General features: G+C 40.1%; 15 protein-coding genes and 1 pseudogene. 13 read left to right on the forward strand and 3 right to left on the reverse strand.

Annotated elements, in window-relative coordinates:
* Positions 1-245 precede the first annotated feature (245 nt).
* The gene (locus DCC39_RS11315; RefSeq protein ID WP_116555012.1) at positions 246-707 is read left to right on the forward strand and encodes a hypothetical protein; all 462 of its coding nucleotides are present in this window, start codon (positions 246-248) and stop codon (positions 705-707) included.
* A 25-nt stretch (positions 708-732) separates the two neighbouring features.
* On the opposite strand, the pseudogene DCC39_RS11320 reads toward DCC39_RS11315, so the two are convergent.
* Positions 733-1749 (reverse strand): annotated as a pseudogene (locus tag DCC39_RS11320) (DUF3231 family protein).
* Between the two features lie 131 nt (positions 1750-1880).
* Here DCC39_RS11320 and DCC39_RS11325 point away from each other — a divergent pair.
* The 10 genes from DCC39_RS11325 (at position 1881) to DCC39_RS11370 (ending at position 11288) form a co-directional block, all read left to right on the forward strand.
* Complete coding sequence (locus DCC39_RS11325) at positions 1881-3545, forward strand: spore germination protein (protein WP_116555013.1); 1665 nt, start codon at positions 1881-1883, stop codon at positions 3543-3545.
* A complete protein-coding gene (locus DCC39_RS11330; RefSeq protein ID WP_116555014.1) occupies positions 3493-4596 on the forward strand; it encodes a GerAB/ArcD/ProY family transporter in 1104 nt (367 codons plus the stop codon). The genes DCC39_RS11325 and DCC39_RS11330 overlap by 53 nt, the downstream gene beginning before the upstream one ends.
* Complete coding sequence (locus DCC39_RS11335; protein WP_116555015.1) at positions 4596-5807, forward strand: Ger(x)C family spore germination protein; 1212 nt, start codon at positions 4596-4598, stop codon at positions 5805-5807. Before DCC39_RS11330 ends, DCC39_RS11335 begins: the two co-directional genes overlap by 1 nt.
* A 21-nt stretch (positions 5808-5828) precedes the next feature.
* The gene (locus DCC39_RS11340; RefSeq protein WP_116555016.1) at positions 5829-6032 is read left to right on the forward strand and encodes a CLC_0170 family protein; all 204 of its coding nucleotides are present in this window, start codon (positions 5829-5831) and stop codon (positions 6030-6032) included.
* A gap of 131 nt (positions 6033-6163) precedes the next feature.
* On the forward strand, positions 6164-7006 hold the full coding sequence (locus tag DCC39_RS11345; RefSeq protein ID WP_116555017.1) for an SPFH domain-containing protein: 843 nt from the start codon (positions 6164-6166) through the stop codon (positions 7004-7006).
* A gap of 137 nt (positions 7007-7143) precedes the next feature.
* Positions 7144-7311 (forward strand): Arc family DNA-binding protein, encoded by a 168-nt coding sequence (locus DCC39_RS11350; protein ID WP_116555018.1) that lies wholly within the window; start codon positions 7144-7146, stop codon positions 7309-7311.
* Positions 7312-7442: 131 nt separating this feature from the next.
* The gene (locus tag DCC39_RS11355; RefSeq protein ID WP_116555019.1) at positions 7443-8342 is read left to right on the forward strand and encodes an ABC transporter ATP-binding protein; all 900 of its coding nucleotides are present in this window, start codon (positions 7443-7445) and stop codon (positions 8340-8342) included.
* Positions 8335-9576, forward strand: coding sequence for an ABC transporter permease (locus DCC39_RS11360; RefSeq protein ID WP_116555020.1), 1242 nt, complete (start codon positions 8335-8337; stop codon positions 9574-9576). Before DCC39_RS11355 ends, DCC39_RS11360 begins: the two co-directional genes overlap by 8 nt.
* Before the next feature lie 68 nt (positions 9577-9644).
* Entirely contained in the window at positions 9645-10799 is a 1155-nt protein-coding gene (locus tag DCC39_RS11365) for an RtcB family protein (RefSeq protein ID WP_116555028.1), read from the forward strand.
* A 102-nt stretch (positions 10800-10901) separates the two neighbouring features.
* Entirely contained in the window at positions 10902-11288 is a 387-nt protein-coding gene (locus DCC39_RS11370; protein ID WP_116555029.1) for a general stress protein, read from the forward strand.
* 470 nt (positions 11289-11758) lie between these two features.
* Here DCC39_RS11370 and DCC39_RS11375 read toward each other — a convergent pair whose 3' ends face one another.
* The gene (locus DCC39_RS11375; RefSeq protein WP_116555021.1) at positions 11759-12067 is read right to left on the reverse strand and encodes a winged helix-turn-helix transcriptional regulator; all 309 of its coding nucleotides are present in this window, start codon (positions 12065-12067) and stop codon (positions 11759-11761) included.
* A 131-nt stretch (positions 12068-12198) separates the two neighbouring features.
* On the opposite strand from DCC39_RS11375, the gene DCC39_RS11380 reads away from it, so the two are divergent.
* Positions 12199-12633: an RDD family protein gene (locus tag DCC39_RS11380; protein WP_116555022.1), complete on the forward strand. Its 435-nt coding sequence runs from the start codon at positions 12199-12201 to the stop codon at positions 12631-12633.
* A 19-nt stretch (positions 12634-12652) separates the two neighbouring features.
* Here the strand turns inward: DCC39_RS11380 and fumC are convergent, their stop codons facing one another.
* Complete coding sequence (gene fumC / locus DCC39_RS11385; RefSeq protein ID WP_116555023.1) at positions 12653-14041, reverse strand: class II fumarate hydratase; 1389 nt, start codon at positions 14039-14041, stop codon at positions 12653-12655.
* Positions 14042-14205: 164 nt separating this feature from the next.
* Between fumC and pdaA the strand changes: the two genes are divergently transcribed.
* Positions 14206-15009: a delta-lactam-biosynthetic de-N-acetylase gene (pdaA, locus tag DCC39_RS11390; RefSeq protein WP_116555024.1), complete on the forward strand. Its 804-nt coding sequence runs from the start codon at positions 14206-14208 to the stop codon at positions 15007-15009.
* Positions 15010-15076: the final 67 nt, after the last annotated feature.

Raw genomic sequence — 15076 nt, forward strand, 5'->3', positions numbered from 1 at the left:
CAGTGCTTCATTATGCTCATTACAACCTTCCTGAAAATTCAAAAAATGGTTGCTTTATTATTTTTTCATTTTTTGGGGATAATAGTGCTTATAATGAATTGAATAGGAAGGTGGCCAACATGGTATATAATCACGAGATATTCATTATTAAGGAGTACCCTGCTGAAAATGAAAAGAATATTGCATCCCGGACTGAGATGCAAAAAAACGCCTCTAATCTTAAACTGAAAAAGGATTAAAGCAATGTGGGTGCGAAGGAAAAATTATTTTGGAGTATTGCTCTTCCAGGCTTTGGTCAACTACTGAACGGAAAACTCGTGAAAGGAATCATCTTAGTTTTATTAGAGTTTTTAGTAAATGTGAAAGGAAATATTAATCAAGTCATTATTTCCAGTTTTCACGGAGAGATTGAAAAAGCGATTGAACAGGCGGATTTCCAATGGTTGATGTTTTACCCTTGTTTATACTTTTTCGCGATGTGGGATGCGTTTAAAGACGCAGGTGGCGGGAAAGAACCTTTCTCCTTTTTGCCGTTTGTGTTTTCCGCCTATTTTATGACAGTAGGAACAATTTATTCACCGAAACTAACGTTGTTTGGTATGTTGTTTGGACCGATATGGTTATCGATATTATTTGTCATACCTGGTTTATTCGTTGGACTTTTATTAAAAAAAGTGATAACGGCTGTCCAAAAAGCTCGGGAATAAGAAAAAAGCTGACCAGTTGTGGGGTTCAGCTTTTTTTACTTCTAGCTAATTTTTCTCTATTTTTTGTCCCAGGCGGCTGTTCGAGCCAATGATTTTTAATCATAATGTCAGCACCGTCTTTTGTATACTTGGCAATTTCTAATTGTAAGCGCTCATAATTGGCCATTAGATCGCTTCGTTGGCTGGCAGCGGCAGCGCTAGTATAGTTTCCTATTCCGGCGGCAGTCAAAAGCGACATATGATACATCAATAATTTATCTGAAAATGTTTGCGTTGTCGAATTGCTAACACTAATATCTGGTAATTCCGGTGCCCCTATATCATTTTCTAACAATGTTGAAGCGAAAATTTTGATATGTTTTTTTGAGATATCAGCCCCACGCAACATAAATTCTTGCACTTCTTTTGTCGGAGAGGTTTGAGCAAAGCCAAGGCCTAATTTCCATCCAACCGTATTTGTCAATATATTCATGTACAAATGAGAGATTTCCACAGCATTCAATGGCCGTTTGTCGTTAAATGGGTTTAATCCACTTAAATACTTTTTACTATCAACAAAGTCTGTTTCTTTAGGAACTTCAATAAACGGAAATCACGAAGATAGTCCCTTTGAAAGTGCGATTTCCGTTGATTGATTATATAGCGTCGACATTTCGGTCAGCCCTAGTGTAAACCAATTTCTGATATCCTCTCTCGAACACATCGAGACGAATCCACTATATTTTAGCATCCCTACCCGCGCTAAATGATTCACATATGTTAAACAAAATAAGTCAGTAAAAAGCCATGGCGCATTCATGTTGACGTCTTCATCAGTAAAGCCATTTGGCACAGCGTACCTTTCCTCTGTAAAAATGGTTAATAGCTTGTTTACACGGTTCGATGAAATATCATAGGTGGATTGAACAACAGGTTTAATATCAGGGTCTTCGATATGTTGCAACATAAAACCAATCATGCATTTTGACATACTTTCATCCATATACGCAAGCCAAAGAGAAGCGATTTCCGATGCAGTTAACTGAATTTTCTTTTCACTCATGATGTCATATAACCTCCTAATGACAACGGTTAGGGCTATTATTTGCAAAAAGCTATTTTTTTATCCTGCATAGAATAGCCTTCCTCAAGTTGCACATACTGAAAATAGTATTTGTGATAGGAGAGCAGAATATGTCTGTTTGGAAATGGAAAAACCGGAAAAAAAGTAAACAAAAGACGATAGAAATTCCACATAAAACGTTAAAGAAACGAGATCATGAAGAAGTCACAGGCAATTTGGAAGAGACGATCACGTTCATAAAAGATTTGCTTGGGGAAAATGAAGATTTCATCATTCGTAGGTTAAAAATATTTGGAAAATACCCTGCAACGGTCTTTTACATTTCGAATTTAGTTGATACAAAATTAATTAATGATGGCCTGTTAAAACCGCTCATGAGTTCACCGGAGTGGATACAGGAAGAAGGACTAAACCATGAAGAGCTTATAAAAATCTTGTCTGAGGAAGTACTTTACTATAGTGAAGTAAAATTTGAAGAAAATTTAGCAAAGCTTGTTGAAGTAATCTTAAGCGGAGAAACAGTCGTCGCGATGGACGGTCTTCGGCAAGCCCTTCATATTGATACACGCCATGTTGAAAAAAGGTCGATTAACGCCCCGGAGACTGAACAGGTGATCATAGGGCCGCGTGAAGGATTTATTGAACAGTTAGGAACAAACATTGGTTTATTACGTTACCGATTACCCACAGCTGACTTCCGTGTGAAGACGCTTAAAGTCGGAAAAATGACAAAATCAAAGGTCGCTATTTGTTACTTAGAGGGAACGACAAATCCAATGATTGTTGATGAAGTGGAAAAACGTCTATCAAAAATCGACATTGATGCCATCCTTGATATTGGCTATTTGGAACAATTTATCGAGGATAACCATTATACGCCTTTTCCACAAACCTATTTAACAGAGCGTCCAGACACGACGGTCGGAAACTTGATAGAAGGAAGAGTTGCTATCCTAGTAGACGGTTCGCCATTCGCAATGCTTGTCCCCGTTGTATTTAACCAATTCTACCAAGCAATGGATGATTATTCATCCCGCTTTGTTCTTTCAAGTTTCGTACGATCAGTACGTGTATTGGCCCTTGTATTTTCATTAGTTTTTCCTTCCCTTTATGTTTCGTTCATTTCATTTAATCCTGAATTATTGCCGACAGAATTTGCTGTTGCAGTTGCAGGAGGCCGTGCGGGGGTTCCTTACCCCGCCGTTGTTGAAGTACTTATTTTGGAAATATCGATGGAAATCCTTCGAGAAGCGACCGTCCGATTACCACAACAAATTGGCGGCGCGTTATCGATTGTTGGGGTTTTGATTATTGGTGAAGCGGCAGTTAGCGCTGGACTTGCAAGTCCAATCACCGTTGTCGTTATTGCGCTTACAACGATCGGGTCATTTGCTACCCCTGTATATAGTGCATCGTTTGCATTACGGCTATTGCGGTTTCCATTAGTCATCTTAGCAGGAATCTTCGGCCTTTATGGCGTAATGATTGGGATTATCTTCGTATTTAATCACATGCTTGCATTAAAATCATTCGGCGTGCCTTATATGAGTCCTATTTCTCCTGGGAATGCCCAAGGTGCAAAAGATGTAATGATTAGGGCTCCTTTGTGGTGGATGCCAAGAAGACCAGCGTTTCTACATCCACCAAATGACGATAGGCTAGGGTCGAATGACGTATTAGAACAATCGAAGCCTTATGATGAGCGATGGGAGGAACAAGCGGATGGCGAAGCCAAAGGGAATAACAGTCGCCCAGACAACGGCAATTCTAATTAGTTCAATTATCGGAGTCGGTGTATTGCGTCTGCCACTTACTGCTGTTCAAGCTGGTGATACAGGAGCACCACTTGTAACGCTATTAGGAGTTTCCGTCGCTTCCGTTGGAGTATGGGTCGTTGCAAAGCTCAGTATGCGCTTTCCAAATCAATCAATTATCGAATATAGCGAAGTGATTCTAGGAAAATGGCTAGGTCGCTTATACGGCTTTCTTATGATCGCTTTTTTTATAATTCTTACAGGGCTTGGGGCAAGAGAATTTGGTGAGGTTGTCGTAACGGCGGTATTGAAGGAAACCCCAATCGAGGTAATCGTTATCGTGATGCTATTCATGGCGACCATGTTTGTTCGTCATGATCTTCATACCTTTGCTTATATTCATAGTTTTTATGTTCCATTTATTTTAGCACCAACTTTAATTATTATTGTACTATCATTGAAAAATGCAAATCCACTCTATTTGCAACCTGTCTTTGGCAATGAACTAAATATAAATGCCATGCTGTACGGAGTGTTAATCGTGGCATCCTTGTTTCAAACCGGCTTTATCGTTAGCCTCATTTTTCCTGCCATGGAAAAACCTGAAAAAGCGATGAAAGCAGGAATGTGGGGAATTGCGGTTACGAGTGTTTTGTATGTCATGGTTGTCGTGGCCATCCTCGCTGTTTTTGGCCCAGAAGAAGTGAAAAAACTAAACTGGCCAACATTAGAACTCACAAGGGCAACGTCATTTCCTGGAAAAATTTTACAACGTTTAGATGTTGTGTTTTTAGCCATTTGGGTGACCGCTGTTTTTACAACGATTTTTTCCGGCTATATGTTTACCATACGTTCTTTAAGCCAGCTTTTAAAATTACGCGATCATAAACTGTTTTCCATGTTTTTTCTACCGATCTTTTTCGTCATTGCAATGGTTCCAGAAAATGTTATGCAAATGTATAAAATTATTGAAACCGTTGGTGCCTGGGGACTTGTCATTACAATTGCTCCCATTTTTTTATTGATTACGGCAAAGGCTCGCAAGTTACCTGCAAAAAGGAGCGGGGCATAATGTTAAAGAAGTCTATTTGTACGTTTTGTGTTATTCTTCTCTGTCTTCCATTGTTATCAGGATGTTGGGATAGTTTGGATATTGAAAAAAGTGCGACGATTCTTGGTATTGCCATTGATAAAGTTGAATCTGGTGACGCTCAAGAGACAGGTAAGATCACTCACTTTGATGAAGATGATCTAACTGAAGAAATGATCCGTTTAACTGCGCAAATTTCTGTACCTGGCCGTATTCCTTTAGGTCCGGAGACTGGCGGCGGTGGTGGAGAGCAAGAGCCCGTTTGGGTTCTTCGTGCAATAGGGCATACGATCGATGATGCGATGCTTAATTTGCAACAAGAGTTGGCAGATGAAATTTTTTTAGGCCATTTACGTATTATTGTCGTCAGTGAAGAAATCGCAAGAGAAGGTGTCGAACGATTTAATGATTTTTTACGCCGGCAACCGGAAGTAAGACGGACGACATGGATGGTTGTTTCGAAAGAGGAGGCAGCGAGGTATATGGAAGTTGCACCGAAATTGGAGCGCGTACCAGGATTATATGTGACAGCTATGGTTGATAATGCCGTTGATTTAGGGAAATTTCCAAATGACTTTGCCGGTATATTTTGGAGTCACCTTTCGAGTAAAGGGCAAGATGGCTATCTTCCTTATTTAAAAATCAAAGATGAGGATAACATTGAAATTGAGGGGCTTAGCTATTTTAAAGGGGAAAAAATGATTGGAGTCATTGACCCCATTGAAATAGGACTTTTTATGGGCGCCATCAATCAAAAACAAGGCGGTTATGGTGCCTTTATTCAAGTGCCAGATACTAAGGAAAGAGTGTTAGTACGAGCCGAAAGAAGAAATACAAAGACAAAGACAGCGATTAAAGATGGCAAACCAGAAGTCCATCTTCGTATTCGCTATGAAGGTGAAATAGAAGAAAAGACCGTGGGCAATATTAATATAGACGATCCGAAAATTATCCAAAAAATTGAAAAACAGGCGACGAAGGAGACAACGGCTGCTCTTAAAAAACTAATTGCTAAACTGCAGGAGGAAGAGTCTGATATCTTCGGTTTTGGGGAACGTATTCGGGCAGAACATCCATCATATTGGAATAAGCAAGTTAAAACAAAGGAAAATTGGCACAATATTTATAAAGACATCGATATTCATGTTGAAATGACAACACATATTCGTAGAGTGGGAATGAAAGAAAAATAATCGTACTGAAGGGAGTAGACGATGACTGATATAGATTATGCATATTATATTGTTGTGCTTTTGATCGGAAGCGGGATATTTGTGTTATTCATTGATGTGAATACATATAAAAAGGCAAAGATGAAAAAGGAAAAAAAGTATGCACAAATTTTGGGCTGGGCAAATATTGTTGTTGGAACAGTTTTTTGTGTCTCTTGGTGGGTGTACCAAAGATGGCTATGGTGAAACAAAATCTATTTCTTTAAGAGGTTGAACACGCACTTTAAAATAGTAAACCAATTTACTTCGGTTTGCTATTTCTTTTTTGATACAAAAGTGATATCATTATAATATAGAAATGAAATGGGGGGAAATGTATGAATGAGAAAAATGCATGGCGGTTAAATGGTTTTATAGGTGTTTTGTTGATTGCAGTTTTTCTTGGATTAAGCGTGTTTTCGTTTTATAATGGCAGCTTCGTTCCGGCGATTCTTTTGTTGATTGTTGCTGTCATTTTGGGAAGCGGCATTACGGTTATCCAGCCGAATCAGTCCGTTGTCGTTATCTTTTTTGGAAAATATCTTGGGAGCATTCGGGAAAGCGGCTTGTTTTTAACAGTTCCTTTTACACTAAGAAGGACAGTATCTCTCCGTGTAAGAAATTTTAATAGTAAACGGCTCAAGGTAAATGATGTAGAAGGAAATCCTATTGAAATTGCCGCGGTTATCGTGTTTAAAGTGGTTGATTCTGCAAAAGCAGTCTTTGATGTTGATAATTATGAGGAATTTGTTGAAATTCAAAGCGAAACGGCGATTCGACACGTAGCAACGAAGTATCCGTACGACACGTTTGAGGATGTGGAGCTTACGTTAAGAGGCAATGCTGAAGAAGTCTCGAATGAGCTGCAGGTGGAATTGCAAGCACGGCTAAATGTTGCAGGTGTCGAAGTCACCGAAGCAAGGCTTACGCATTTAGCGTATTCTACAGAAATTGCGAGTGCCATGCTTCAGCGTCAGCAAGCTTCAGCAATCATTTCTGCTCGCAAAAAAATTGTAGAAGGTGCTGTTGGCATGGCGCAAATGGCTATTCAACAGCTTGAGAAAGATAATGTGATTGATTTAGATGAAGAGCGTAGGGTAAATATGGTCAATAATTTAATGGTAGCCATCGTTTCTGATAAATCGACTCAGCCAGTCATTAACACGGGAAGTCTTTACTAATTTAGAGGATAGAGGCTAGAAGTTAGACTGGAAGAAATCGGCGAAATGCCGATTTCATTTTTTAAAGTTAAAGTCCGAAGGCCTATTTGTTGAAATCAGAGGAAGAGCCGATTTCATTTTAAAAAGAGGGGGTTTTGATGGCTAAGAAAAAGAGTTTCCCTTTGCGGATCGACCCTGAACTATATGAAGCCATTCAATCATGGGCGAAAGATGAGTTTCGAAGTGTCAACGGGCATATTGAGTTTCTATTAAGGGAAGCAGTGAAACGGAGTGGCAGATTGCAAGGAAAAAAGAAAGACAACTAGCAAATATATGAGTATCCAAAGATGTAAATGGCATCTGTTGCCAAAACAGATGCCATTTAATTTTTGTATTGGTTGTTGAATCTGGATGTGCGACAATAACAGGGAGAGAGTCTTAATGGGGGGGAAGATTTTTGGGGTTAAAAATAGAACATGTGACAAAAAAATACGGATCATTTTCCGCGGTTGATGATTTAACATTGGAAATTCCAGAGAAGCGGATGTTTGGACTGCTTGGGGGGAATGGCGCAGGGAAAACGACGACTTTCCGAATGGTGCTCGGTTTGCTTTCGCCGACTGAAGGAAAAATCACTTGGAATAATGCAGCGATTGATTACAGCAAAAGCCACATTGTCGGCTATCTTCCAGAGGAACGGGGGCTTTATCCAAAGCTTAAAGTACGCGACCAACTTGTATATCTTGGAAGATTGAGAGGAATGGACAAAAAAGCAATCCTTGTACAAATGGAAAAATGGCTTGACCGCTTTCGGGTGCCTGAATACGCAAACAAGCGTGTAGAAGAACTGTCGAAAGGAAATCAACAAAAAATCCAGTTTATCGCTGCTGTGATTCATAAGCCGGAGCTGCTCATTCTTGATGAACCATTCAGCGGACTTGATCCCGTGAATGTGGAGCTTTTGAAAGAAGCGGTCATTGAACTAAATCAAAACGGAACAACGATCGTCTTTTCAAGCCACCGTATGGAGCACGTCGAAGAGCTTTGTGACCAGCTATGTATTTTACATAAGGGAAAGCCTGTTGTTCAAGGGGGTTTAAGAGAGGTAAAACGATCATTTGGCAAAAAGAATGTCATTGTCAAGGCCGATTTCCCTCTGGATGATTTGCAATCAATCCCTGGCATCGTGAAATATAAACAAACGGTAGAAGGCGCTGAAATGCAAGTTGAAAGTGAAGAAATCTCGCAAAAAATATTAGAACATATTGCAGGCAAAGGTTTTATACGCAAGTTTGAGCTTGAAGAGCCGTCGCTTCACGATATTTTTATCGAAAAGGTCGGTGTTTCCTATGAGTAAATTTTGGACGGTTCTTTTTCATACGTATATAAGCCGGGTGAAAACGAAGTCATTCATCATCTCTACAATCATTACGATGCTTTTTGTGCTTGCATTTTTAAACGTCGATAAAATCTTTGCGCTATTTGAAGATGATGAAGTAAAACAAGTTGCGGTTATTGATCAAACCGAACAGTTATTTGATCCGCTTGTTAAACAAATTGAACAGAGCGGCGATGAGATTGAACTTCATAAATTTGAAGAAGATGAAAAAGCTGCGGAAGACGCTATTCACGAAGGAGAGCTTGACGGCGTTCTCATCCTCTCATTCAATGATGAAGGATTGCCTGAAGGTGTTTTGAAAGCAGGTACAGTGACAGAAGAAAAGTGGATTGGCCCTTTGGAAAACGCACTTCAACAAATGAAAGTAATGATCGCAACGAATCAGTTAGAATTGTCACCGGAAGAGGTTGCCGCGATTTATGAACCCGTTTCATTCGAACGGATTGCGATCGAAGAAGGTGCAAAGACAGAGACGGAAGTAGCACAGGCTACCTTTATCGTGAATTTCCTCACGATTCTCATTTATATGGCTGTCCTAATCTATGGCATGATGATTGTAACGGATGTCGCACAAGAGAAATCATCAAGGGTCATGGAAATTCTCGTTTCCAGTGTGTCCCCAGTTGCCCAAATGTTTGGGAAAATCTTTGGGATTGCCTTACTTGGTGTGACGCAAATCGTTGTGTTGATTCTCGTTGGTTTCTTGTCCATTCAATCAACATCCAACACGGAAGACAGTATCGCTAATGTGTTACAGCTTAACCAGCTTCCAGTCTCGACACTTGTATACGCAGTCGTATTTTTTCTACTAGGTTTCTTGTTATATGCGACGCTTTTAGCCATGCTCGGATCACTCGTTAGCCGTGTTGAGGATGCCAATCAGGTCGTTACGCCTGTCGTAATGCTAATTATCGCAGCGTTCTTCTTGGCGACTTTCGGTATGAATGCACCTGAATCGACGTTTATCACAGTGATGTCATTCATTCCATTTTTTACGCCGATGCTTATGCTCATGCGTGTTGGGATGCTGCAAATACCGGTATGGGAAATCGCATTAAGTATCGGGTTGTTAGCTGGAACTGTTGTGCTTTTTGCAATCATTGGCGCCCGGATTTACCGCGGCGGGGTTTTAATGTACGGGAAAACGTCTTTAAAAGACATTAAACAAGCGATCGCACTTACGAAAAAATAAAAGGGTGATTTTTTGTGCAAACAACGATTTTTGGGGATCATGATGAAAATACGTTAAGACAGTTCAATATGTGCTTAAACGAGGGAAATACCGTTGGCGGCGTACTTTGTGCTGATGGCCATTACGGATACAGCCAGCCGGTTGGTGGCGTAATTGTTTATGACAAGCAAATTTCACCATCAGGAGTAGGCTATGACATCGCGTGCGGCAACAAAGCGGTAAAAACAAATCTGAAATATGAACAAATTAAAAACGTTGTACCAGCCATCATGGATGAAATCGCCAACCGAATTTCGTTTGGCATTGGCAGAAAAAATAAAGAAAAAGTCGATCATGATCTTTTCGATGATCCAAACTGGGACGTTTATAAAGAAATTGGCAAGCATGAGCATGATCAATTAAAAAAATTGGCAAAGGATCAACTAGGGACGGTCGGATCCGGCAATCACTTCGTTGATCTGTTAATTGATGAAAAAACAGATGATGTATGGATTGCGAACCATTTTGGAAGCCGTGGTTTTGGACATAAGACGGCGAGCGGTTTTCTTAACTTGGCAAATGGCCGAAAGTTTGCAGATCGAGCACCTGGTGAAAGTATGGAACAGCGACCGACATTAATTGATTTGGACAGTGATTTGGGCGAGATGTATTACAACGCAATGCATCTTGCAGGGCGCTATGCTTATGCTGGCCGTGACTACGTCATTGAACAAGTGTTATCTATTCTTGAAGCAGAGCCGTTGTTTGAAGTGCATAACCATCATAACTTTGCCTGGAAAGAAACGCATAACGGAAAAGAGTATATCGTTGTTCGAAAAGGGGCGACACCGTCTGCTCCTGGACAGCTTGGATTTGTTGGCGGCAGCATGGGTGACATCTCTGTCATTGTCCGCGGGAAAGACACAGAAGAAAATAAAAAAGCCTTCTACAGCACCGTTCACGGCGCAGGAAGGATTATGAGCCGAACCCAAGCGGCCGGAAGAATGAATTGGAAAACGAAAAAACGGACAGGCGGGAAAATTACGGTTGAGCAAATGAATGAAGCAGTAAAAAAATTTGGTGTTGAACTTAGGGGAGCAGGCACAGATGAAAGCCCATTTGTTTACCGAAAGCTTCGTGAAGTATTAGATGCACACAGCGGCACGATTGAAATATTGCATGTCCTGAAACCGATTGGCGTCTGTATGGCAGGCGCGAATGAATTTGATCCTTATAAAGATTAGTTTAATTTTCTGGATGGGCGGGTAATACACTACTACACCTTCTATAGAAGTTTTAAAGAAATTTTCCTTAAGGAAACAAAAAAGGTTAGGAGTTGTTAAATGATGAAACCATCTGTCCGAGAATTTACGAATGACCAAGAATTGATCAATGCGGTAAACGAACTTTCTTCTCAAGGATTTGACAAGGACAATCTGTATGTTATGGCACACGATTCTGATCGTGAAGATCGCTTAGCAGATCAAAGTGACGCAAACGAAGTTGGATTAAAAGAATTGGGCCTCGGAAGCGCTGTTAAAAATTTGTTTAGTTCAGAAGGTGATCAGCTAAGGACAAAGCTGGAAGAGCTTGGATTCTCTGAGATGGAAGCGGAGCAATACGAAAGAAAATTAGACGATGGGAAAGTGCTGCTAATCGTTTGCGATGACGACGGGAAATCCTCTGGCTATATGTCAAATGACAGTATGGACAGCCAAGAGCCATACATGTAAAAACAAAAGCATGCTTACGTTTCAATTAGTAAATAGTGTAGCCGGTGAGTGTCATTAGACTTACCGGCTTTTTTATCGCCTTTTTTAAAAAAATGTGTGCCAAAGTTCGACAAGTGCAGAAAACTTGAGTGCCCAGTGTAACAGAAAACACCCACAGGAAAAATGTCTTCCTATGGGTGTTTAAATTTTGTTTTTTAGCAACAATCGAATGCTATAGATCATGAACAGTGTCACTGACTGTCAACATCATTAAAACAGTTTGAGCCGCGGTAAAAATTCTTCTGTTTTGGACCTTATACGACAGAAGCCCTACCTCTCTTCCGTTCTTACGGTTCCTAGACCGCGCCAGTATGAATAAGATTAATTAGAGACGATTCTTTGAAGTTGCTAAAAACGATCCATTATTACGGATACAATTGACCATTATATCACTTCATTCATAAAATAGAAAGATGTCTTTTTAAAAGTGCTCAGACGTTCACATCGCTCCATCTTTGAATCGCTTCAATGACTTCTTTTAAAGAGCTTCCCTTTTTCGTTAATGTATATTCAATTCGGACGGGTGTTTCAGCATAAACAATCCTTTTTACGATTTGAAGCTGCTCAAGTTCTTTCATTCGTTCAGTAAGCATTCTGTCACTAACGCCGGGCATTTGTTTTTTTATATCTTTGAATCGCTTAGGGCCGCCCAATAGTACGCGAATAATCATTCCTGTCCATTTCTTTCCGATAATTTGGATGGCAACTTCAAATTTAGGACACATCGAATCAAAGTTCATATTCCCACCTCGAATAGAGTGTTTCTCAAGCTGCACATAGCATAAGCTCTTTGTATATTATGATAGAAAAATACTTTATAGATGTAAAGAAAAGCGAATCGAGGAAAGGAACCACAAGAAGGAGGAGGAAAATGGTCAGCGAATGGGCTAGTCTATGGGTGCGGCTATTGGCATGGATTTTTGATCTTCTGCTTGTTGGTGTACCATTAATTGTTATCGGTGTAACCTTTTTTGAAAAAGGACTAAACATGATCTTCTTTGACTTTTTTTTATTTTTTTTATACGTCTTATTGACACCTATTTTTTGGCAGGGTTTTACGGTTGGAAAACGGATACTACGAATCAGAATTATTGATAAAAAGAAAAATAAAATCAGTATAACGACGATGATCGCAAGGTTAATCGTATCCGGGTTGATCTATTTAATTACATTTGGTATTGCGTTGATTGTAAGTGTTATTGTTACTCACTTGAGAGAAGATAAACGGGCTATTCATGATTTAATCGCTGGCACGTGTGTCACTTATGTTGATGCTCAACACATATTAAAAACGGCATCCGAATAATTTCGGAAGCCGTTGGACATTATTCTTTTGGTGAAATCATGTTCTCAGGTCTTACATATTCATCGAACTGTTCTTCAGTGAGAAGCCCAGTTTTTACTGCAGCTTCTTTTAACGTTGAGCCTTCTTTATGGGCGAGCTTTGCGATTTTTGCGGCATTTTCATATCCAATATGAGGATTTAATGCTGTGACAAGCATAAGTGACTCATTCAAATAGGCATTTATTTTGTCACGGTTCGGTTCAATTCCAACTGCGCATCGATCGTTGAAGGAAACGATGGCGTCAGCGAGCAGCCTTGCAGATTGTAGGAAGTTATACGCAATGACTGGTTTAAACACGTTAAGCTCGAAGTTTCCTTGTGATGCGGCGAATCCAATCGTTGCATCATTTCCCATGACTTGTACAGCAACCATCGTAACTGATTCACTTTGGGTTGGATTGACTTTGCCAGGCATGATTGAGCTGCCGGGTTCATTTGCGGGGATGGATATTTCGCCGATTCCGCAGCGCGGGCCACTGGCAAGCCATCTTACATCGTTTGCGATTTTCATCATGTCGGCAGCAAGTGCTTTTAAAGCACCGTGAGTATAAACGACTTCGTCATAACTTGTTAGAGCTTGGAATTTATTCGGAGCTGAAGAGAAGTTTTTGTTTGTTGCTTTGCTTATTTCTTCAGCAACCATTTCCCCGAATTTAGGGTGGGCGTTCAGCCCCGTTCCAACAGCGGTTCCTCCAATTGCAAGATCCTTCATATAATGAACGCCGGCTTGAAGCATTTGTTCACATCTTTCAAGCATACGGTACCAGCCGCTTATTTCCTGGCCTAATGTAAGGGGCGTCGCATCTTGCAGGTGAGTTCTTCCAATTTTTATAATATCTTGAAACGCTTCGCTTTTTTGCTTTAACGTTTTCATTAATGTACGTATGGCTGGAAGAACTTGATCTTCAACAGCAATGACGCCTGCAACATGCAGTGCAGTAGGGAACGTATCATTTGAACTTTGTGATTTATTGACATCGTCATTTGGGTGAATTTTTAAATCAATGCCTTGTTCTTTTAAAATTTGTGTGCTGCGGGTTGCGAGTACTTCATTTACGTTCATATTTGATTGTGTGCCACTGCCCGTTTGCCAGACGACAAGAGGGAAATGTTCATCTAATTTACCTTCAAGGACCTCATCAGCAGCTTGTACAATCGCTTCCGCTTTTTCTTTTTCAAGCTTGCCTAGTTTCATGTTTGCGATGGCAGCACTTCTTTTTAAATAAGCAAAGGCACGGATTACTTCTTTTGGCATTTTTTCGATGCCGATTGGGAAGTTCTCCTTACTGCGTTGTGTTTGTGCTGCCCATAGTTTGTCAGCTGGAATTTTCATTTCTCCGAGTGTGTCACGCTCAACTCTGTAATCCATTTATCTTTTCAACCTCCCGGGTATATTTCATTCCTATCTTACACCTAGTTTCAAGCTTTTCCAAGCAAAGAAGAAGCGAAACTAATTTTCAGAAAAAACTTCGTATGTTTTCAACTATTTGTTGCGAAACTAAAGAAAGAATAATCGTCAAGGGAGAATGTAAAATGAAAAGAATTGCTTTGATTGGTGTATGTTTATTTATCTTTCAAATGCTTCCGGTACAAGCCTTTGCAAAACAATATAACAACATGCAATACGATTGGTATTTTAAGCCAAGCAAAGATAACAAGCCGGCGACAACAGAACCAGAATTTGCAGAAATGCTTAATAAACATGGCGGTATTTTTATCGCGGAGACGAATGCAAAGGAGCTGTACCTTACATTTGATAACGGGTATGAGAACGGGTATACAGCGAATGTGCTAGATGTTTTAAAGAAGAAGAAAGTACCAGCGGCTTTTTTTGTGACTGGCCATTATTTGAAAGAGGAGCCTGAACTTGTAAATAGGATGGTGAAGGAAGGGCATATTGTCGGAAACCACTCGTTCAGCCATCCCAACCTGGCGAAAGAAAGCGATGCGGATATTCGTGAAGAATTAGAAAGTGTTGAAACATTATTTACCAAGATTACTGGGAAAAGGATGCCAAAATATTTACGTCCGCCGAGAGGAGTGTTCAGTGAACGCACGTTAGCCGTTTCAAACCAGCTCGGATATACAAATGTTTTCTGGTCGCTCGCTTTTAAAGATTGGGAAACAAATAATCAAAAAGGCTGGAAATATGCCTATGATAACATTATGAACAGGGTCCACCCGGGCGCGATTATGCTGCTCCACACCGTATCAAAGGACAACGCTGAAGCTCTTGAAAAAGTTATCGATGATTTGAAAAAAGACGGCTATACCTTCCATAGCCTTGATGAACTTATGGCAAAAGAAACCGTTCCAAAGTGGCTCATTACACCTTAGTTGATATGAAAATAATATCTACTTGAAAACACAATGTCTTGATTTGTCAAGTACCCGGAAACAATTC

The sequence above is a fragment of the Pueribacillus theae genome, assembly GCF_003097615.1.
Classification (GTDB): domain Bacteria; phylum Bacillota; class Bacilli; order Bacillales; family UBA6769; genus Pueribacillus; species Pueribacillus theae.